Below are 19,594 nucleotides of genomic sequence, written 5' to 3'. Positions count from 1 at the left end.
CCCCGATGAATGACCTGCTGTCCCAGGATGAGATCGATGCCCTGTTGCATGGCGTGGACAGTGGCGCGGTCGAAACCGAGCCGGACGCCCCCAGTGGCGAAGCACGCTCCTACGATTTCGCCAGCCAGGACCGCATCATCCGCGGTCGCATGCCGACCCTGGAAATGGTCCACGAGCGCTTCGCGCGCCTGTGGCGGATCGGCCTGTTCAACCTGATCCGGCGCTCGGCCGAACTGTCCGTGCGCGGCATCGAGCTGATCAAGTTCAACGATTACATGCACTCGCTGTATGTGCCGACCAACCTGAACCTGATCCGCTTCAAGCCACTGCGCGGTACCGGCCTGATCGTGTTCGAACCGACCCTGGTGTTCGCCATCGTCGACAACTTCTTCGGTGGCGACGGGCGTTACCCGACGCGCATCGAAGGCCGCGAGTTCACCGCCACCGAAATGCGGGTGATCCACCTGCTGTTGAAGCAGACCTTCGCCGACCTGCGTGAAGCGTGGGCGCCGGTGATGGACGTGGAATTCGAGTACATCAACTCGGAAATCAACCCGCACTTCGCCAACATCGTGACGCCGCGCGAATACGTGGTGGTGTGCCGCCTGCATGTCGAACTCGACGGCGGTGGCGGCGACATCCACGTGACCCTGCCCTACTCGATGCTGGAGCCGATCCGCGAACTGCTCGACGCCGGCATCCAGAGCGACCGCAACGACCGCGACGAGAGCTGGGGCCGCACCCTGCGCGAGCAGCTCAACGTGGCCGAAGTCACCCTGTCCAGCGTGCTGGCCAGCAAGCGCATGACCCTGCGCGACCTGACCCGGCTGAAGGTCGGCGACATCCTGCCGATCGACCTCAGCCCGCAGGTGCCGCTGTGCGTGGAGAACATCCCGGTGTTCACCGGTGAGTTCGGCGTCGCCAACGGCATGAACGCCGTAAAGATCACCGCTACCCATCCGCCGGGCACCCGTCCGCGCGTACCCGTCATCCAGGAAGACCCGCAATGAACGATATCGACGCCCTCGAACCGACCCCGGCCCAGTTCAGCAGCCTGCAGGCCGATGAGGCGACCGGCCCGGATTTGAACCTGGACGTGATCCTCGACGTGCCGGTGACGTTGTCGCTGGAAGTCGGTCGCGCCCGCCTGCCGATCCGCAACCTGCTGCAGCTCAACCAGGGTTCGGTGGTGGAGCTGGAGCGTGGTGCCGGCGAATCGCTGGACGTGTTCGTCAACGGCACGCTGATCGCCCATGGCGAAGTGGTGGTGATCAACGACCGCTTCGGCGTGCGCCTGACCGATGTGGTCAGCCCCAGCGAGCGGATCCGGAGACTGCGTTGAACCTGCTCGCCGCCACCGCGCTGGCCGTCGCCAAGACGGCCCCGCAGATCGGCCAGCATGCGCCGGCCGCACCGAGCCTGTTCGGTGCGGTGCTGGCCCTGTTGGCAGTGCTGGCCCTGGTCATCGGCCTGGGCTGGCTGCTCAAGCGTCTGCCCGGCAGCGGCTTCCGCCCGGCCGAGGGCATGAAGCTGGTGGCGAGCCTGAATGTTGGCGCCAAGGAGCGCGTGGTGGTGGTCGAGGTCAACGGCCAGCAGCTGCTGCTGGGCGTGACCGCCGGCGGCATCAATGCCCTGCACACCCTGCCCGAACCACTGCCGCCGCCTGCGCCGGTACGCGTACCCGATCTGAAGAACCTGCCGAATTTCGCCCAGCTGCTGCAACAGCGGCTGCGCAAGGACCCCTGACATGCGTGTGACCCGTTCCCGTCTCGCCGCCCTGCTGCCGTGGCTGACCCTGATCGCCCTGTGCCTGCTGCCTGCGCTGGCGTTCGCCGCCCCGGGCGCACCGACCACGCCGCTGCCGGACATCAACGTCGGCAAGATCGGCGGTGCGCCGGTCAGCCTGCCGCTGCAGACCCTGCTGCTGATGACGGCGATCACCCTGATCCCGTCGATGCTGCTGGTGCTGACCTCGTTCACCCGCATCATCATCGTGCTGGGCCTGCTGCGGCAGGCACTGGGCACCGGCCAGACACCGTCCAACCAGGTGCTGCTGGGCCTGGCCCTGTTCCTCACCTCGATGATCATGTTGCCGACCTGGGACAAGGCCTGGAGCACCGGCATGGCGCCGTACCTCAATGGCGAGATCGACTTCCAGACCGCCTGGACGCTGACCACCACGCCGCTGCGCGCCTTCATGCTGGCGCAGATCCGCGAGACCGACCTGATGACCTTTGCCGGCATCGCCGGGCACGGCACCTACGCCAGCCCCGATGCGATTCCGTTCCCGGTGCTGGTCGCATCGTTCGTCACCAGTGAACTGAAAACCGCCTTCGAGATCGGCTTCCTGATCTTCATCCCGTTCGTGATCATCGACCTGGTCGTGGCCAGTGTGCTGATGTCGATGGGCATGATGATGCTGTCGCCGATGCTGGTCTCGGCGCCGTTCAAGATCCTGCTGTTCGTGCTGGTGGACGGCTGGGTGCTGACCGTCGGCACGCTGGCGGCGAGCTTCAATCCGGCCTGATCCGAAGGTCAGCCGAGCATGGCTCGGCTCTACAGCGGCGACGCCGGCAGTGCCGGCCGCCGCATTGACCACCGCCGGGCGTGTCCCGGCGCTACCGATGGAACCATGATGTCTCCCGAACTTGCCCTGACCGAACTGCGTGGCGGCCTGATCACCGTGCTCTGGGTAGCCGGCCCGCTGCTGCTGACCGTCCTGGTGGTCGGCGTGGTGGTGGGCGTGGTGCAGGCCGCGACCCAGCTCAACGAGCCGACCATCGCCTTCGTTGCCAAGGCTGCAGCGCTCACTGCGGTGTTGTTCGCACTGGGCAGCCTGCTGATCGGCCATCTGGTCGAATTCACCACGCTGCTGTTCCAGCGCATTCCGCACCTGATCGGCTAGACGGACGCGCACGCAGATGGACGCCGCCACCCAGATGGCTGCCGACGGCCTGAATGCCTTCGGCATGATCGGCACCGTGCTGTGGACCATGCTGCGCATCGGCGCGGTGGCCATGGCGATGCCGATGATCGGTACCCGCGCCGTGCCCGGCCGGGTGCGGGTGATGCTGGCCGGCACCCTGGCCATTGCGTTGGCGCCCCTGCTGCCGCCGGTACCGGACTGGACCGGCTTCGACGCCGCCACCGTACTGACCATCGCGCGCGAGCTGGCGATCGGCGTGGCCATCGGTTTCATGCTGCGGCTGGTGTTCGAGGCGGGCGCGATGGCCGGCGAACTGGTCGCCCAGGGCACCGGCCTGGCGTTTGCGCAGATGAGCGACCCGCTGCGCGGCGGCACCTCCGGTGTCATCGGCCAATGGTTCTACCTGCTGTTCGGCCTGCTGTTCTTCACCGCCAACGGCCATCTGGCGCTGATCTCGCTGGTGGTGGACAGTTACCGCGCCCTGCCGATCGGTGCGCCCCTGCCCGACCCGCACGCCTTCTTCAGCATCGCCCCGACCTTCCTGCTGACCGTGCTGCGCGGGGCACTGACCCTGGCCATCCCGCTGACCGTGGCGATGCTGGCGGTGAACCTGGCCTTCGGCGTACTGGCCCGCGCCGCGCCGGCGCTGAATCCGATCCAGCTGGGCCTGCCGGTCTCGCTGCTGCTGGGCCTGTTCCTGCTGACCCTGCTGGTCGGTGAAATGGGCCCGCCGGTGCAGCGCCTGTTCGATGCCGCCTTCGAGGCTGCGGGTGCCGTGACCCGCTGACGCGGTCATCACGTTTTGCTGCTTGCCGTCCCCCCCGGTGCCCGCGTTAGAGTGAATGGGCAGCGACCGGGGGGACGCTGCAACCGGCGGCGCCTGGTCGCCCGCCTTACGCATGCCCCACCGTAGTTTTTCCGTTGACAGGCAGGTCCGGGAGACTGACGAATGCTGGTAGGCACGTACAACCCGTGGCTGGTGGCGACCTCATTGCTGGTTGCAGTGATGGCGTCCTATACCGCGCTGGCGATGGCCGGGCGCACCGTCACCGCGCCTGGCAAGGGCGCGACCTGGTGGTGGCGCCTCGGCGGCGGCTTTGCGATGGGGCTGGGCATCTGGTCGATGCACTTCATCGGCATGCTCGCCTTCGACCTGCCCATTCCGCTGGGCTACGACCTGCCCATCACCCTGCTGTCGCTGGCACTGGCGATCGGCTCGTCGGTGTTCGCGCTCTGGCTGGTGTCGCTGCGTACCCTGCCCCATCCACGCCTGGCCGGTGGCGCGTTGCTGATGGGCAGCGGCATCGCCAGCATGCATTACGTGGGCATGGCCGCGATGCGCATGCAACCTGGCATCGATTATCAGCCGGTGTGGCTGCTGCTGTCGCTGCTGGTTGCGGTGGCCGCGTCGTGGACCGCGCTGTATGTGGCCTTCCGCCTGCGCGCGCAGCACACCCGCATCGGCGACCGCCTGGCTGCCGCCGGCCTGCTCGGCCTGGCCATCGTCGGCATGCACTACACCGGCATGGCCGCCGCCCGTTTCCCCGAAGGCAGCATCTGCGGCGCCGCAGTGGGCGATGGCCTGCAGAACAACTGGCTGGCGATGCTGGTGGTGGTGCTGACCGTGGCGATCCTGGCGGTGGTGCTGGTGGTGTCCTGGCTGGACCAGCGGGTGGAGGCACAGCTGTTGCGCCTGCGCAATTCGCTGCTCAGCACCTCGTTGACCGACGCCCAGCAGGAACTGACCCAGGCCGCGCTGCACGACCCGCTCACCCGCCTGCCGAACCGGCTGCTGCTGCAGCGGCGCATCGTGCAGGCACTGGCCGAGGCCGAACAGGGCGGCAGCCGCTTCGCGGTGATGTTCATGGACCTGGATGGCTTCAAGCAGGTCAATGATGCCTATGGCCACCAGGCCGGCGACGCGCTGCTGGTGGCGGTGGCCGAACGCACCCGCCAGCTGCTGCGCCCACACGATCTGCTGGCACGGCTGGGCGGCGACGAATTCGTGCTGGTGGTGCGCATCGAGCACGACGAGGACCTGCCGACCCTGGCCCGGCGCATCCTGCAGGCGGTGGGCAGCGGCCCGCTGCTGCCGGACAACGAACTGCAGGTGACCGCCAGCATCGGCATCGCGATCTGCCCCGACCACGCCGCCAGCGAACGCCAGCTGATGGCCTTCGCCGACGCAGCCATGTACCAGGCCAAGGAGTCGGGCCGCAATGCGTTCGTGCTGTTCGCCGACTGGATGAACGACAGCGCCGAGCAGCAGTTCCGCCTGCTGGCCGACCTGCGCCGGGCGATCGGCAGCGAGCAGCTGTTCCTGCATTACCAGCCGAAGATCCGCGTGGCCACGCAGAAGGTGGCTGGCGCCGAAGCGCTGATCCGCTGGCGCCACCCGGAACAGGGCCTGATTCCGCCGGACCGCTTCATCCGCCTGGCCGAGCGCAGCGGTGCGATCAACGAGATCGGCCGCTGGGCGCTGGACCAGGCCTGCCAGCAGCTGCGGCACTGGCACGATGCCGGCCACGACAGCTGGACGATGTCGGTGAACCTGTCACCGGTGCAGTTCAGTTCGCCACACCTGCTGCAGGACGTACGCGAGGTGATCGAGCGCTACGCGATCGCCCCGCGCAACCTGGTGCTGGAGATCACCGAAAGCACGGTGATGCGCGATACCGATACCAGCCTACGCCTGCTGCAGAGCTTCTCCGCCCTGGGCGTGGGCATCTCGATCGATGATTTCGGCACCGGTTACTCCAGCCTGCTGTACCTGAAACGCCTGCCGGCCACCGAGATCAAGATCGACCATGCATTCGTGCGCGACCTCGAACACAGCGCCGAAGACGTGGTGATCGTGTCGGCCATCGTTGCGCTGGGCCACGCGCTGGACATGGATATCGTCGCCGAAGGTGTAGAGACCGCAGCGCAGCGCGCCTACCTGGAGCGCCTGGGCTGCGACTACCTGCAGGGCTTCCTGCTGGGCCGGCCGGTGGACGCCGCCCGCTTCATGCAGCTGCACGACCTGCCGCGGCCACGGGTGGAACTGGCGCAGAGCCCGCAGGACCAGCCCCCGGGGTAGCGCCGGGCCATGCCCGGCGGATGCAATGATCCAGGCTGCCCGCTCGCCGGGCATGGCCCGGCGCTACCGGTACCTGCTCCGGCAGGCGCCAACTTCGGTTGGCACATGCACCCGTCACGGAACGATTCTTGCACGCACCCCGGCATCCCCTGCTGCAGTGCCTGTGATGTCCGAGAACGAATCCGCCGGCGAAAAAACCGAACAACCGACAGAAAAACGCCTGCGCGACGCCCGCGAACAGGGCAACCTGCCACGCTCGCGTGAACTGGGCACGGCCGCCGTGTTCGGCGCCGGGGTGATCGCAGTGATGGCCATGAGCGGCTCGATGGCCAGCGGCGCCAGCGCCTGGATGCGCCATGCGCTCAGCCCCGAACAGAGCCTGCGCCAGCACCCCAAGGCCCTGTTCGGCCACTTCGGCGACCTGCTGCTGCAGCTGATGTGGGTGATCGCGCCGCTGGTGCTGGTCTGCCTGCTGGCCAGTTTCCTGGCGCCGGTGGTGATGGGCGGCCTGCGCTGGTCGGCCAAGGCGATGATGCCCGACATCAACCGCATGAACCCGATGAGCGGGCTCAAGCGCCTGTACGGCCCCGAAGCCGTCGCCGAGTTCATCAAGTCGTTGCTGCGCGTAGCCTTCGTCGGCGTCGCCGCCGGCATGGTCGTGTGGACCAGTTTCAACACCCTGCGCGGGCTGATCCACCAGCCACTGGAAACCGCCATCGGCGACGGCCTGGGCTTCACCCTGCGGCTGCTGCTGGCCACCGCCGGAGCGATGCTGGTGCTGGCCGCCATCGACGCGCCGTACCAGCGCTGGAATTGGATGCGCAAGCTGAAGATGACCCGCGAAGAACTGCGCCGGGAGATGAAGGAGAGTGAAGGCAGCCCGGAAGTGAAGGGCCGCATCCGCCAGCTGCAGCAGCAGATGGCCAACCGCCGGATGATGGAGGCGGTCCCCACCGCCGACGTGGTGGTGGTCAACCCGACCCACTATGCGGTGGCCTTGAAGTACGAAGGTGGGGCCATGAATGCGCCCACCGTGGTCGCCCTGGGCGTGGATGAAACCGCCCTGCGCATCCGTGAAGTGGCCGACGGCAACAAGGTCGCCATCGTCTCTGCCCCGCCTTTGGCACGCGCCTTGTATCGGGAAGGCCAACTCGGCAAGGAAATCCCCGTGAGACTGTATTCAGCCGTCGCCCAGGTCCTCTCTTACGTCTACCAGCTGCGCAGCTGGCGGACCGGCCCGATGCCGTCCACGCCACACATCCAGGTTGATGAGTTCGGCAACGGGGGCCGTCCATGAGCGCCCAGGCCTCCAGCTTCAATACCCGCCGCGCGCTTGAGATGATCCGCCAGGGTCTGGGCGCGCCGCTGATCGTGCTGGCCCTGCTGGCCATGGTCGTGGTGCCGCTGGCCGCGCCGGTGCTCGATGCGTTGTTCACTTTCAACATCGCCATCTCGTTGATGGTGCTGCTGGCGGTGGTCTACGTGAAGCGCCCGCTGGACTTCACCATCTTCCCGATCGTGCTGCTGATCACCACCATGCTGCGGCTGGCGCTGAACGTGGCCTCGACCCGCGTGATCCTGCTCAACGGCCAGAACGGCCACGAAGCGGCCGGCAAGGTGATCGCCGCGTTCGGTGAATTCGTGATCGGCGGCAACTACGCCGTCGGCATCGTGGTGTTCGCGATCCTGACCATCATCAATTTCGTGGTCATCACCAAGGGCGCCGGCCGCGTCTCGGAAGTGACCGCGCGCTTCATCCTCGATGCCATGCCCGGCAAGCAGATGGCGATCGACGCCGATCTCAACGCCGGTTTGCTGACGCGCGAGGAAGCCAAGCTGCGCCGCGAAGAGGTCCGCGAGGAAGCCGACTTCTACGGCGCAATGGACGGTGCCAGCAAGTTCATCCGCGGCGATGCGATCGCCGGCATCCTGATCCTGTTCATCAACATGCTGGGCGGCCTGGCCGTGGGCGTGCTGCAGCATGGCATGCCGTTCGGCGAGGCCGCGGCCACCTATACCCTGCTGTCGATCGGTGACGGCCTGGTGGCGCAGCTGCCGGCGCTGCTGGTCTCCAGTGCGGTGGCGATGCTGGTTACCCGTGCCTCGCGTTCGCAGGACATGGCACAGGCAATGACCGGCCAGGTGTTCGGCCAGTACCGTGCGCTGGCGATCACCGCCGGCATCCTCGGCGTGGTCGGCCTGGTGCCGGGCATGCCCAACGTCGCTTTCCTGACGCTGGCCGCGATCCTCGGCTTCATCGCCTGGAAGGTGTACCGCAAGGGCCTGGCGCCGGCGCAGGCCGACACCGCGGCAGGCGAAACCAACGCACTGAACGCGCTGGGCCGCCCCGCCGCCCCCGCGCCCACGGCGGAACTGAGCTGGGATGAACTGCGCCCGGTCGATCCGCTGGGCCTGGAAGTCGGCTATCGATTGATCTCACTGGTGGACAGCAACCAGGGCGGCGAACTGATGCCGCGTATCAAGGGCGTGCGCCGCAAGCTCACCCAGGACGTCGGCTTCCTGATTCCGTCGGTACACATCCGCGACAACCTGGAACTGCCGGCCAACGGCTACCGGGTCCTGGTGCATGGCGTGCCGGTGGCCACCGCAGAAATCCATCCCGACCGCGAACTGGCACTGGACCCCGGCAGTGCGCTCGGTCCGCTGGAAGGCATCGCCGGCAAGGACCCCGCCTTCGGCCTGGATGCGACCTGGATCCAGCCGCACCAGCGCGCCCAGGCAGAAACTCTGGGCTACACCGTGGTCGACCCGGCCACGGTGGTGGCCACCCATCTTTCGCACCTGATCCGCGAGCACGCGCCGGAACTGCTTGGCCACGAGGAAGTGCAGCACCTGCTGGCCAACCTCGCCAAGAGCGCGCCCAAGCTCGTCGAAGATCTGACGCCGAAGGCGCTGCCGCTGTCGGCGGTGGTGCGCGTGCTGCAGAACCTGCTGGTCGAGCGCATTCCGATCCGCCAGCTGCGCAAGATCGCCGAAGCCCTGGTCGAACATGCCCCGCACAGCCAGGACCCGGCCACGCTGACCGCCGCTGTGCGCACCGCGCTGGGCCGCTTCATCGTGCAGGAGATCGCCGGAATGTCGGCGGAGCTGCCGGTGTTCACCCTCAACCCGCAATTGGAACGTGTCTTGCAGGAGTCCACGCAGGGCAACGGCGCCGCGCTGGAACCCGGACTCGCTGAGCGACTGCACCAGAGCCTGGCCGAATGTGTCAGCAAGCAGGAAGCCCGCAACGAGCCCGCGGTGGTGCTGGTACCAGGCCCGGTGCGCGCCGCGCTGGCCCGCCTGGTCCGCCACAGCGTTCCGTCGCTGTCGGTCCTGGCTTACAGCGAGGTGCCGGAGGACAAGCGCCTGAAGCTGGTCGGAACGATCAGCTGACGCCGCCCTGCAAAGCGCCAGAAAACAGACACCACTTTCAAACACCCGCAACAGACAGATTCCAAGGGGAACCCGAACCGTGCAGACCACCGACCACCCGCGTTCTCCGACCGCCACTCCGCCGACTTCGTCCCGTGACCACAGCATGAAAATCAAACGATTCGTCGCCGCCGACATGCGCTCGGCCATGAACCTGGTGCGCAAGGAACATGGTCCTGACGCCGTGATCCTGTCCAACCGCCGGATCGAGGAAGGCATCGAGATCGTGGCCGCCGCCAACTACGATGAGAGCGCCGTGCAGCGCGCCCTGGAAGCGTCGCGTCGCGACGTGGCGCCGCCGCCCGCACCGAAGCCGCGTACCGCCGCCGACGCGGTGATCGCCGCGGTCACCCGCCGTCGCAGCAGCACCCCGGCACCGGAGCCGGTGGCAGCCACCACTTCCGCCGTCGCCGCCCTCGCCCGCGCTGCCGTCGGCGCGACCGGCCGCACCCTCGACAGCGCCGACGAAATCGTGCCGACCCGTGGCAGCACCGGTTTCGCCGCTACGCTGGCGCGTGCCGCCGTCAATGAATCGACGCTGCCGGAACAGATCTTCGCCCCGTTTGCCGACGCCATCGTTGCGCCCTTGCCGGCCGCAGCTGCCGCGGTGAACCGCGCCCGCTTCCAGATCGATCCACCGCTGGAAGACAGCGCGCAGCTGCCGGCAGTCTCGCCGCCGCCGCTGCCGGTTGCCAGCCAGGCCGCCGCAGCGCCCGAAGACGAAGCACCCCATGCGCCGGTTGCCGTGCAGCCGACGGAAGTTGCGCCGGCACCGCTGCCGACCCTGGCCCCGGCACCTGCTCTCACTCTGGTTGCCGACGACGCCGAGATCCGCCACCTGCGCCAGGAAGTGGCCGGCATGCGCCAGGTGATCGAGCGCGAAATGAACCGCTTCACCGATGAGCGCCTGCGCGGCTGCCCGGTGCGCGCAACCGCGCTGGACCTGATGGACGAGTACGGCTTCGACGCCGGCATCGCCCGCGACGTGGCCATGCAGATTCCGCTGGAAACCGAAGCGCATCGTGGCCGCGGCCTGATGCTGGGGCTGATCTCGCGCAAGCTGCCGATCGCCCCGGTCGATCCGATGGAGGAAGGCGGTGTGATCGCCCTGGTCGGCCCGACCGGCGCCGGCAAGACCACCACCATCGCCAAGCTGGCCTCGCGCTTCGCCGAAGCCCATGCCGCCCGCGATGTCGCCCTGGTCACCACCGATACGATGCGCATCGGCGCCCGTGAACAGCTGTACGGCTACGGCCGCCAGCTCGGCATCGCGGTGCACGAGGCCAACAGCGGCACCGACCTGGACCAGCTGCTGGAGCGATTGAAGGACTACAAGCTGGTGCTGATCGACACCGCCGGCCTCGGCCCGCGCGACCGTGCGCTGGCCGCCCAGCTGCAGTGGCTGCGCGCTGCCCGCCAGGTCCGCACCCTGCTGGTGCTGCCGGCCAACACCAGCTTCGGTGACATGGACGAGGTGGTGCGCCGCTTCGGCGCGGCCAACCTGCAGGGCCTGGTGCTGAGCAAGCTGGACGAGACCGGTCGCTTCGGCAACGCCCTGTCGGTGGCGGTGGACCACAAGCTGCCGATCACCTGGGTGACCGACGGCCAGGACGTCCCGGACGACCTGCACCGGGCCAGTGCAGCCAATCTTGTACTTCGCCTTGAAGATTTGCGCCGCGCGGCCGATATGCCCTGCAACCCGGAGTTGAACCATGCCGTCGCGTGAGTACGCCAAGCTGACCACCACCTTCCCGCTGACGGCGACCCGCAGCGAGCCGCTTGGCCCTGTGCGCACAATTGCCGTGACCGGCGGCAAGGGCGGCGTCGGCAAGACCAACGTGTCGGCCAACCTGGCCGTAGCGCTTGCCGGCATGGGTAAACGCACCCTGCTGCTGGACGCCGACCTCGGCCTGGCCAACATCGACGTGATCCTCGGCCTGAGCCCCACCAATACCCTGGCCGACCTGGTCGCTGGCCGTTGCAGCCTGGATGACGTGATCATCGAAGGCCCGAACGGCGTGCTGGTGGTCCCGGCCGCGTCCGGCCGCCGGCACATGGCCGAGCTGGCCCCGGCCGAGCATGTGGGCCTGGTCAACGTGTTCTCCGAACTGGAGCGCGAGCTGGACATCATGGTGGTGGACACCGCCGCCGGCATCACCGATGGCGTGCTGACCTTCTGCCAGGCCGCGCAGGACACCGTGGTGGTGGTCTGCGATGAACCGGCCTCGATCACCGACGCGTACGCACTGATCAAGGTGCTGTCGCGCGAACGTGGCGTGGACCGCATCCAGGTGGTGGCCAACATGGTGCGCGACCCCAACGAAGGCCGCGTGCTGTACGAGAAGCTGACCCGCGTCTGCGAGAAATTCCTCGCCGATGTCTCGCTGAACTACCTCGGCTGCGTGCCGCAGGACGATTGGCTGCGCCTGTCGGTGCAGCGCCAGCAGCCGGTGGTGAAGGCCTATCCGTCCAGCCCGTCGGCGCTGGCGATCACCGAGATCGCCCGCCGCACCGCCCGCTGGCAGGCACCGACCGAGCCGCGCGGTGGCGTCGAGTTCTTCCTCGAGCGCATCATCAAGCAGCGTGGGGTGGCCGCATGAAAGGCGCCGCCCAGTACAGAGAGGTCCAGCGCACGGCGGCCAATGAGGTCATCGCCCAGCACTCGGACCTGGTGCGGCGCATCGCCCACCATCTGGCCGCGCGCCTGCCGGCCAGCGTTGAAGTGGACGACCTGATCCAGGCCGGCATGATGGGCCTGATCGAAGCGTCGCGCAGCTACGACGCCGACCAGGGCGCCTCGTTCGAGACCTACGCCTCGATCCGCATCCGCGGCTCGATGATCGATGAGATCCGTCGTGGCGACTGGGTGCCGCGTTCGGTGCACCGCCGTGCCCGCGATGCTGCTGCCACCATCCGCCGCCTGGAGCAGAGCACCGGCCGCGCCGCCAGCGCCACCGAAGTGGCCGCTGCGATGGAGATGCCGCTGCCCGAGTACCTGCGCCTGATGGAGGACGCCTCGCGCGGGCAGGTGCTGAGCCTGGAATCACGCATTGAAGACCAGGGCGAGCTGGACACCGTCGCCCAGGGCGGCCCGACCCCGCAGCAGGTACTGGAACGCGGCGAGTTCGGCCGCGAGCTGGGCAATGCCATCGGCCACCTGCCCGAGCGCGAACAGCTGGTGCTGTCGCTCTACTACGAGCAGGAGCTGAATTTGAAGGAGATCGGCGCAGTGCTCGGCGTGAGCGAGTCGCGGGTCTGCCAGATCCACGGCCAGGCGGTCCTGCGCCTGCGTGGCCGACTGAAGATTTTCGAGGCGGCCGACGCCGGCCTCGAGAGCTGATCAACAAAGGAACTCTGCTTTGAACAAGAACATGCGCATCCTGATCGTCGACGATTTTTCGACCATGCGTCGTATCGTCAAGAACCTGCTGGGCGATCTGGGCTTCACCAACACCGCCGAAGCCGAGGACGGGCATGCCGCGCTGTCGTTGCTGCAGAGCCAGCCGTTCGACTTCGTGGTCACCGACTGGAACATGCCGGTGATGACCGGCATCGAACTGCTCAAGGCGATCCGTGCCGATGCCAAGCTGAAGACCCTGCCGGTGCTGATGGTGACCGCCGAAGCCAAGCGCGAGCAGATCATCGAGGCAGCGCAAAGCGGCGTGAACGGCTACATCATCAAGCCGTTCACCGCACAGACGCTGGAAGAGAAGCTCGGCAAGATCTTCGAACGCCTGGCGGCCAGCGCTTGATGGACACCACGGTCGACAAGAGTGCCCTCGCCCTGCGCCTGCAGGAAGCCCTGGACGCGCTGGAATCCGGCGACGAAGCGGCGTGGCGCCAGCGCATCGACGGCTTGGTCGCACTACGCACCCAGCCGATGATGAGCGGCCTTTCGCGGCTGGCCCGCGAACTGGGCCAGGCGCTGGGCGAACTGCCGACCGTGCCCGATGAAGCCGGCGAGCTGGACGACGCCTGCGCGCGCCTGGATCACGTGGTGGCGATGACCGAACAGGCCACCCATCGCACCCTGGACCTGGCCGAAGAGTGCCGCAGCCTGACCGAACAGCTGCGCGCCGATGGCCTGCAGCCGGGCCAGGACGTGCAGCTCGACCGCATCCGCCACAACCTCACCGAGATCGCCCTGACCCAGAGCTACCAGGACCTGACCGGACAGATCATCCGTCGCGTGGTCGGCATCGTCCGCCGCGTGCACGAAGGCTTCGGCGCGCTCGGCCTGCCGCCGGAACAGCATCGCACCGACCCGGAACTGGCCGGGCCGGCACTGAAGGGACTGGACCGCCATGCGGTCTCGCAGAACGACGCCGACGACCTGTTGTCGGATCTGGGGCTGTAACCATGGGCGCGGTAGCCGACGACATCACTGCCGATTTCATCATCGAGGCCCAGGAAATCCTGGATCGCCTCGGCGAACAGCTGGTGTCGCTGGAACAGGCACCGCAGGACAATGAACAGCTCAACGCGGTGTTCCGTGGCTACCACACGCTGAAAGGCGGCGCAGGTTTCCTCGGCATCACCGCGATGGTCGAACTGTGCCACGCCGCCGAAGAAGCGCTGGGCGCCGTGCGTGCCGGCCAGGCCGTATTGCAGGCACATCACTTCGATGCCGCCCAGCAGTCACTGGACTACCTGCAGTCGATGCTTGACGCGGTGTCATCAGGTAGCGAGCCCGGCTTTGCCCCGCCCGAACTGGTCGCCCAGTTCGATGTACACGGCGGTGGCACAGCTGCACCCTCGGCCGCGACACCGAATGCGGGCGGCGGAGACCTGATCACCGACGACGAATTCGAGGCCCTGCTCGACCAGCTGCACGGCGGCAAGGCGCCGACGACCGTAGCACCGGCGGCGAAGAAAGCCGACGACATGATCAGCGAAGACGAGTTCGAGGCGCTGCTCGACCAGCTGCATGGTGGCGCCGCCCCGGGCAGCAACGCCACCGCAGCGGTTGTCGCCGCACCGGCACCGCGACCGGCGCCCTCGCCGGCCCCGCCAGCTGCCAGCAAGCCGGCACCCAACAAGCCCGTCGCCGAAGCCGAACACACCGTGCGCGTGGATACCAAGCGCCTGGATGCCATCGTCAACCTGATCGGCGAACTGGTGCTGTCACGAAACCGGCTGAAGACGCTGCGCGCGCGCCTGCGCGATGAAGAGCTGGACCGCGCCGTGTCGACGCTGGACATCGCCACCGCACGCCTGCAGTCGGCGGTGATGCGCACCCGCATGCAGCCGGTCGGCAAGGTGTTCTCGCGCTTCCCGAAGGTGGCGCGCGACGTTGCGCGTTCGCTGAAGAAGGAAGTGGACCTGGAACTGATCGGCGCCGAGACCGAGCTTGACCGCAACCTGGTCGAAGCGCTGGCCGACCCGCTGGTGCACCTGGTCCGCAACGCCATCGACCATGGCGTGGAAACGCCGGAACTGCGCGAAGCACAGGGCAAGCCACGGATGGGCCATGTGCGCCTGTCGGCACAGCAGGAAGGCGACTACGTCAGCATCGAAGTGCAGGACGACGGTGCCGGCATCGATCCGGAAAAGCTGCGCGCCAAGGCACGCGAGAAGGGCCTGATCGATCCGGAAGCCGCCGCCCGCCTGAGCAGCGAGGAATGCCTGCACCTGGTGTTCCTGCCGGGCTTCTCGACCAAGCAGCAGGTCACCGACATTTCCGGCCGCGGCGTCGGCATGGACGTGGTGCAGTCGCGCATCCGCGAGCTGAGCGGGCAGATCCAGATCCAGTCGGAATTGGGCCGCGGCAGCCGCTTCATGATCCGCGTACCACTGACCCTGGCGATCCTGCCGACCCTGCTGGTGCAGGCCGGCGAAGACGTCTACGCACTGCCGCTGGCCCGCGTGATGGAAGTGCTGCATGCGCCGCGCACCTCGCTGGGCTGGTTCGACGGCCGTGCCGTGCTTGACCGCCGCTCGCACACGCTGGCGCTGGTCGACCTGCGGCAATGGCTGGATGTGACGCCGGCCGCCTCGCCGCTGCTGACCATCGTGGTGCTGCAGGCCGGTGAAGCACGCTTCGGGCTGGTGGTGGACCAGGTGCGCGGGCGCGAGGAAGTGGTCATCAAGCCACTGCCCAAGGCCCTGCGCGGCCTGCGCGGTTACGCCGGTGCAACCTTGATCGGCGATGGTCGCATGGCCCTGATCCTGGACGTGGACGGACTGCGCAGCCCACACGACTGACCCGATTCCTGAACGCGACACGCAATAGCGCCGGGCCAGCCCGGCGACACAGGAAACTGTGAACTCCGTTACACCAGATTCTCCCGGTGTCTCAAGTCCCATTCATACAAGCCGATACCGGACCCATGGATAGACTCAGCCTCATTGGACTTTTCCTCGCCCTGGCCTCACTGGTCGGTGGCAGCATCCTCAAGGGCGCCGGCCTGGCGTCGTTGTGGTCGCCTGCGGCGTTTGTGATCGTCATCGTCGGCACCATCGCCGCCATCCTGCTGCATACCGCGCCGGCGGTGTTCAAGCATGCGTTCAAGATCGTGCGCTGGGTCGTGCGCCCGCCGCACAGCGACCGTCGTGAACTGATCCAGCAGATCGTGGAATGGAGCAACATCGCCCGCCGCCAGGGCCTGCTGGGCCTGGAATCGCAGGTGGAAGCGCAGCGTGATCCGTTCCTGCGCAAGGGCCTGCAACTGCTGGTGGACGGTGTGGAACCCGAATCGATCCGGCACATGCTGGAAATCGAACTCGGCAGCCAGGAACACCAGGATCAGGCCGGCGCCAAGGTATTTGAGGCGATGGGCATCTATGCGCCTACGCTGGGCATCATCGGCGCCGTGCTCGGCCTGATCGCGGTGATGAAGAACCTCGCCGACCCGAGCAAGCTGGGCCACGGCATCGCCGCGGCGTTCACCGCCACCATCTACGGCATCGCCTCGGCCAACCTGCTGTTCCTGCCCATCGCCGCCAAGCTGAAGGGCGTGATCGCCCACAACTCGCGCGACCGCGAAATGGTCATCGAAGGCCTGATCTCGATCGCCCAGGGCGAGAACCCGCGCAACATCGAAACCAACCTCTCCGGCTTCCTGCACTGACATGGCCCGCCGCAAGCACCACGAAGAGCACGCCAACCACGAAGCATGGGCCATCCCCTATGCCGACCTGATGACGCTGCTGCTCGCCTTCTTCGTGGTCATGTACGCGATCTCCTCGGTCAACGAGGGCAAGTACCGGATCATGGCCGACGCCCTCACCGATGCCTTCGGTGGTGCGCCGCGCACCATCAATCCGGTGCAGGTCGGCAACAAGCAGGTGCAGGGCGGCGGCTGGGACAGCCCGTCGGTGATCAAGTCCGGCACCAAGATCGGGCCGTCCGCTCCCGCGCCGTCGCATGACCCCACCCTGCTGCCGGCGATGGCCTCGCAGATGCGCATGCCGGTGTCGGTGCACAACCAGGAGCAGATCGCGCGTGCCGAGCGCCAGCTCAACAGCATCGCCGACCGCCTGACCGCTGCGCTGGCACCCCTGATCGACCGCGGCATGATCAGCGTGCGCCGCACCGAGCTGTGGATCGAAGTCGAGATCAACAGCGACATCCTGTTCCCGACCGGCTCGGCAGCGCTGGACGTGCATGCGCGCGACACCCTGGCCAGCCTGGCCGGCGTGCTGCGCGACGTGCCCAACAGCGTGCGCGTGGAAGGCCACACCGACAACGTGCCGATTGCCACCGCCACCTTCCCGTCCAACTGGGAACTGTCGGCCGGGCGCGCGGCAAGTGTTGTGCATCTGTTTGCCGACCAGGGCCTGCAGCCGTCGCGGCTGGCGATGGTGGGCTACGGCCAGTTCCGCCCACGCGAAGAGAACGACAGCGCGCAGGGCCGCAACCGCAACCGGCGGGTGATGGTCATCATCCTGGCCGACACCAGTCATTCGGTGGACCCGCTGGGCGAACGCCTGAATGCCGCCACCGGGGCCAGCCGCAACGCGAGCGAACAGGCCGCCGCAGCGCCGGCCACCACCCCCACTTCCCCCATCGCACCGGTGCAGTTGCCACCGGTGCCGGCTGGCAGCCGTGTCGGCGCCGCCGTTCCCCCGGCAATGAAGGAGTAATCCGATGCGCATCTGGGCAGTCGCCAACCAGAAGGGCGGAGTCGGCAAGACCACCACCACCCTCGCCCTCGGTCGCGGCCTGGCCGCGCTCGGCCACCGCGTGCTGCTGATCGATCTCGATCCGCATGCCTCGCTGACCCGCGCCTTCGGTGTACCGATCGAACCGGCACCGGCCGGCGTGCTGGAACTGTTCGGCGCACCACCAGCCGACCTGTCCACGCTCAGCCACGCCAGCACCATCGGCGGACTCGATTACGTGTGCGCGCAGGCCTCCCTGGCCACACTGGAACGGCGCAGCGCCAACCAGCCCGGCCTCGGCCTGGCACTGCAGAACGCCCTCGCCCGCCACCAGGGCCAGCACGACTACATCCTGCTGGACTGCGCACCGACCCTGGGCCTGCTGATGATCAACGCGCTGGCCGCTGCTGATCGCCTGATCATCCCCACCCAGGCCGAGCCGCTGGCCCTGCACGGCCTGGATGGCATGGTCCGCACCGGCGAGATGGTCGAGCGTTCGCGCCGCCGTCCGCTGCCGATCTCGATCCTGCCGACGCTGTTCGACCGCCGCACCCGCACCGGCAATGAATCGCTGCGCGCCATGCAGGACCGCCACGCAAGCCGCGTCTGGGAAGATGCGATTCCGATCGACACCCGCATCAGCAATGCGGCCGGCCTGACCCTGCCGAGCATCGGCGAGGACTACCCGGGCCGTGGCCTGGCGGCCTATCGGCGCGCGTTGAACTGGATCCTCGGTGAGGACGCACGTGCCCTGGAGCAGGCGGCATGAACACCACCGGCATGCTCGACGACTATCTGGACGAACTGCTCGGCGACATTGCCGTGGCACCGGTCGCACCGGTCGCCGCAGATGCCACGCCACGCCCGACGAGTGCAGCGGCCGATGCACAGCGCGAGCCCACCTGGGATGATCTGCCGGCTGAAGTGATCTACGAAACCGACACCGTCGTGGCCGCACCGGCCAATGATGATGCGGCCCTGGAGGCCGCCTTCGACGCCGCTGCTGCGCCTGCGGTCGACTCCGAGCGCGAGCCGACCTGGGACGATCTGCCGGCCGAGGTGATCTACGAAACCGACACCGTCGCGGGCCCCCCTGTCATTGACGACGCCTCCCTCGAGGCCGCCTTCGACGCCGCTACCGCACCTGCGGCCGACGCCGACCGCGAGCCAACCTGGGACGATCTGCCGGCAGATGTCATCCATGAAACCGCGCCCGTGGCCGTTGCCCCTGCCGCACCGCCCGCGCCGGAACCCACCTGGGATGACCTGCCGGACGAAGTGATCTACGAAACCGACGCCGCCGACAGCCTCGCGCACACCGACAGCCCCGGACTGCAGGCGGCTTTCGAAGCCGCCGCCGACGGCGAGGTGGTGCCTGCCATCGCCGCGCCGGCAGCTGCCAAGGCCGCAGCGCGCCCCGCGCCTGCGCCGATGCCGTCGATGGCCCGCGCCGCCGTCGCACCACCGCCGCGGGTCGCGGTGGACACCCCATCCAGCAACCGCCCCGGCACCTGGCAGGAGCTGCAGGCCCAGGCGCATCAGCCCGCCAGCAGCCCGCACCCGCAGAACCGCCGCGCCGGCGAACGCACCTCGCGTTGGCTGCGCCTGCGCTGCGGCACCCAGGCCTACGCGCTGGAGCTGCTGAAGGTGCAGGAGGTGGTACTGCCGGTGCCGTTGCTGCCATTGCGCGGCACTGCACCGGAAATGCTCGGCATCATGAACCTGCGCGGCCAGGTGGTGCCGGTGATGGATCTCGGCCTGCACCTGGGCGCGGCGTCCGCCGAGGATGACGCGCAGACCCGCATTGTCGTGCTTGAAGAGAACGGCGAAACCCTGGGCCTGCGTGTGTCGGCCGTGGAGGATGTCGCCAACCTGACCGACTCGCAGATCGAACCGCCCGATACCGCCCGCATCTGCCAGATCTCCAATGACCTGTTCCGCGGCGTGGCCCGCATCAGCCAGCGGCCGATGATCCTGCTCGACGCCACGCAGCTGCTGGGGTGAATCGACGCTCCGCGTCGATACCTCCCCTAAAGAACTACCCCGCGGTG

General features: G+C 67.8%; 19 protein-coding genes. All 19 read left to right on the top strand.

Translation table 11 applies throughout. From position 1 onward, the window contains the following. Positions 1-5: 5 nt before the first annotated feature. A complete protein-coding gene (gene fliM / locus CR156_RS08275) occupies positions 6-1,010 on the top strand; it encodes a flagellar motor switch protein FliM (RefSeq protein ID WP_025878989.1) in 1,005 nt (334 codons plus the stop codon). After that, a complete protein-coding gene (fliN, locus tag CR156_RS08270; RefSeq protein ID WP_089241007.1) occupies positions 1,007-1,342 on the top strand; it encodes a flagellar motor switch protein FliN in 336 nt (111 codons plus the stop codon). The genes fliM and fliN overlap by 4 nt, the downstream gene beginning before the upstream one ends. Further along, positions 1,339-1,746, top strand: a complete 408-nt coding sequence (fliO, locus tag CR156_RS08265; protein WP_100552471.1) for a flagellar biosynthetic protein FliO — start codon at positions 1,339-1,341, stop codon at positions 1,744-1,746. Before fliN ends, fliO begins: the two co-directional genes overlap by 4 nt. Position 1,747: 1 nt before the next feature. After that, the gene (gene fliP, locus CR156_RS08260) at positions 1,748-2,527 is read left to right on the top strand and encodes a flagellar type III secretion system pore protein FliP (RefSeq protein ID WP_100552470.1); all 780 of its coding nucleotides are present in this window, start codon (positions 1,748-1,750) and stop codon (positions 2,525-2,527) included. Positions 2,528-2,635: 108 nt separating this feature from the next. Then, positions 2,636-2,905, top strand: a complete 270-nt coding sequence (locus CR156_RS08255; protein WP_005413254.1) for a flagellar biosynthetic protein FliQ — start codon at positions 2,636-2,638, stop codon at positions 2,903-2,905. A 16-nt stretch (positions 2,906-2,921) separates the two neighbouring features. Beyond that, positions 2,922-3,713: a flagellar biosynthetic protein FliR gene (gene fliR, locus CR156_RS08250; protein WP_089241001.1), complete on the top strand. Its 792-nt coding sequence runs from the start codon at positions 2,922-2,924 to the stop codon at positions 3,711-3,713. 162 nt (positions 3,714-3,875) lie between these two features. After that, on the top strand, positions 3,876-6,005 hold the full coding sequence (locus tag CR156_RS08245; protein WP_100552469.1) for a putative bifunctional diguanylate cyclase/phosphodiesterase: 2,130 nt from the start codon (positions 3,876-3,878) through the stop codon (positions 6,003-6,005). 166 nt (positions 6,006-6,171) lie between these two features. Continuing rightward, the gene (flhB, locus tag CR156_RS08240; protein WP_089240997.1) at positions 6,172-7,302 is read left to right on the top strand and encodes a flagellar biosynthesis protein FlhB; all 1,131 of its coding nucleotides are present in this window, start codon (positions 6,172-6,174) and stop codon (positions 7,300-7,302) included. Then, positions 7,299-9,401, top strand: a complete 2,103-nt coding sequence (flhA, locus tag CR156_RS08235) for a flagellar biosynthesis protein FlhA (RefSeq protein WP_100465286.1) — start codon at positions 7,299-7,301, stop codon at positions 9,399-9,401. Before flhB ends, flhA begins: the two co-directional genes overlap by 4 nt. A 145-nt stretch (positions 9,402-9,546) precedes the next feature. Continuing rightward, a complete protein-coding gene (gene flhF, locus CR156_RS08230; RefSeq protein WP_100552468.1) occupies positions 9,547-11,166 on the top strand; it encodes a flagellar biosynthesis protein FlhF in 1,620 nt (539 codons plus the stop codon). After that, positions 11,153-12,040, top strand: a complete 888-nt coding sequence (locus tag CR156_RS08225) for a MinD/ParA family ATP-binding protein (RefSeq protein WP_025878980.1) — start codon at positions 11,153-11,155, stop codon at positions 12,038-12,040. The genes flhF and CR156_RS08225 overlap by 14 nt, the downstream gene beginning before the upstream one ends. Further along, a complete protein-coding gene (locus CR156_RS08220) occupies positions 12,037-12,780 on the top strand; it encodes an RNA polymerase sigma factor FliA (protein WP_025878979.1) in 744 nt (247 codons plus the stop codon). The genes CR156_RS08225 and CR156_RS08220 overlap by 4 nt, the downstream gene beginning before the upstream one ends. A gap of 19 nt (positions 12,781-12,799) precedes the next feature. Further along, positions 12,800-13,192: a chemotaxis response regulator CheY gene (gene cheY / locus CR156_RS08215; RefSeq protein ID WP_006365466.1), complete on the top strand. Its 393-nt coding sequence runs from the start codon at positions 12,800-12,802 to the stop codon at positions 13,190-13,192. Next, the gene (locus CR156_RS08210; protein WP_025878978.1) at positions 13,192-13,797 is read left to right on the top strand and encodes a protein phosphatase CheZ; all 606 of its coding nucleotides are present in this window, start codon (positions 13,192-13,194) and stop codon (positions 13,795-13,797) included. The genes cheY and CR156_RS08210 overlap by 1 nt, the downstream gene beginning before the upstream one ends. 2 nt (positions 13,798-13,799) lie before the next feature. Then, positions 13,800-15,644, top strand: a complete 1,845-nt coding sequence (locus tag CR156_RS08205) for a chemotaxis protein CheA (RefSeq protein WP_100552467.1) — start codon at positions 13,800-13,802, stop codon at positions 15,642-15,644. Between the two features lie 125 nt (positions 15,645-15,769). After that, complete coding sequence (locus CR156_RS08200) at positions 15,770-16,510, top strand: flagellar motor protein (protein ID WP_089240989.1); 741 nt, start codon at positions 15,770-15,772, stop codon at positions 16,508-16,510. A 1-nt stretch (position 16,511) separates the two neighbouring features. Continuing rightward, a complete protein-coding gene (gene motD / locus CR156_RS08195) occupies positions 16,512-17,525 on the top strand; it encodes a flagellar motor protein MotD (protein WP_100552466.1) in 1,014 nt (337 codons plus the stop codon). Between the two features lie 4 nt (positions 17,526-17,529). Continuing rightward, the gene (locus CR156_RS08190; protein WP_100552465.1) at positions 17,530-18,312 is read left to right on the top strand and encodes a ParA family protein; all 783 of its coding nucleotides are present in this window, start codon (positions 17,530-17,532) and stop codon (positions 18,310-18,312) included. Next, positions 18,309-19,547: a chemotaxis protein CheW gene (locus CR156_RS08185; RefSeq protein WP_100552464.1), complete on the top strand. Its 1,239-nt coding sequence runs from the start codon at positions 18,309-18,311 to the stop codon at positions 19,545-19,547. Before CR156_RS08190 ends, CR156_RS08185 begins: the two co-directional genes overlap by 4 nt. Positions 19,548-19,594 lie beyond the last annotated feature (47 nt).

The sequence above is a fragment of the Stenotrophomonas lactitubi genome (assembly GCF_002803515.1).
GTDB classification, from domain to species: Bacteria; Pseudomonadota; Gammaproteobacteria; order Xanthomonadales; family Xanthomonadaceae; genus Stenotrophomonas; species Stenotrophomonas lactitubi.
This window is presented reverse-complemented; position numbering and strand designations above follow the sequence as displayed.

Coding starts and splice junctions, on each gene's coding strand:
- CR156_RS08255 (WP_005413254.1), top strand. CDS start 2,636: ATGTCTCCCGAACTTGCCCTGACCGAACTGCGTGGCGGCCTGATCACC.
- fliM (WP_025878989.1), top strand. CDS start 6: ATGAATGACCTGCTGTCCCAGGATGAGATCGATGCCCTGTTGCATGGC.
- CR156_RS08220 (WP_025878979.1), top strand. CDS start 12,037: ATGAAAGGCGCCGCCCAGTACAGAGAGGTCCAGCGCACGGCGGCCAAT.
- fliR (WP_089241001.1), top strand. CDS start 2,922: ATGGACGCCGCCACCCAGATGGCTGCCGACGGCCTGAATGCCTTCGGC.
- CR156_RS08210 (WP_025878978.1), top strand. CDS start 13,192: ATGGACACCACGGTCGACAAGAGTGCCCTCGCCCTGCGCCTGCAGGAA.
- CR156_RS08185 (WP_100552464.1), top strand. CDS start 18,309: ATGAACACCACCGGCATGCTCGACGACTATCTGGACGAACTGCTCGGC.
- CR156_RS08245 (WP_100552469.1), top strand. CDS start 3,876: ATGCTGGTAGGCACGTACAACCCGTGGCTGGTGGCGACCTCATTGCTG.
- fliP (WP_100552470.1), top strand. CDS start 1,748: ATGCGTGTGACCCGTTCCCGTCTCGCCGCCCTGCTGCCGTGGCTGACC.
- CR156_RS08225 (WP_025878980.1), top strand. CDS start 11,153: ATGCCGTCGCGTGAGTACGCCAAGCTGACCACCACCTTCCCGCTGACG.
- flhA (WP_100465286.1), top strand. CDS start 7,299: ATGAGCGCCCAGGCCTCCAGCTTCAATACCCGCCGCGCGCTTGAGATG.
- CR156_RS08205 (WP_100552467.1), top strand. CDS start 13,800: ATGGGCGCGGTAGCCGACGACATCACTGCCGATTTCATCATCGAGGCC.
- flhB (WP_089240997.1), top strand. CDS start 6,172: ATGTCCGAGAACGAATCCGCCGGCGAAAAAACCGAACAACCGACAGAA.
- motD (WP_100552466.1), top strand. CDS start 16,512: ATGGCCCGCCGCAAGCACCACGAAGAGCACGCCAACCACGAAGCATGG.
- fliN (WP_089241007.1), top strand. CDS start 1,007: ATGAACGATATCGACGCCCTCGAACCGACCCCGGCCCAGTTCAGCAGC.
- CR156_RS08190 (WP_100552465.1), top strand. CDS start 17,530: ATGCGCATCTGGGCAGTCGCCAACCAGAAGGGCGGAGTCGGCAAGACC.
- CR156_RS08200 (WP_089240989.1), top strand. CDS start 15,770: ATGGATAGACTCAGCCTCATTGGACTTTTCCTCGCCCTGGCCTCACTG.
- flhF (WP_100552468.1), top strand. CDS start 9,547: ATGAAAATCAAACGATTCGTCGCCGCCGACATGCGCTCGGCCATGAAC.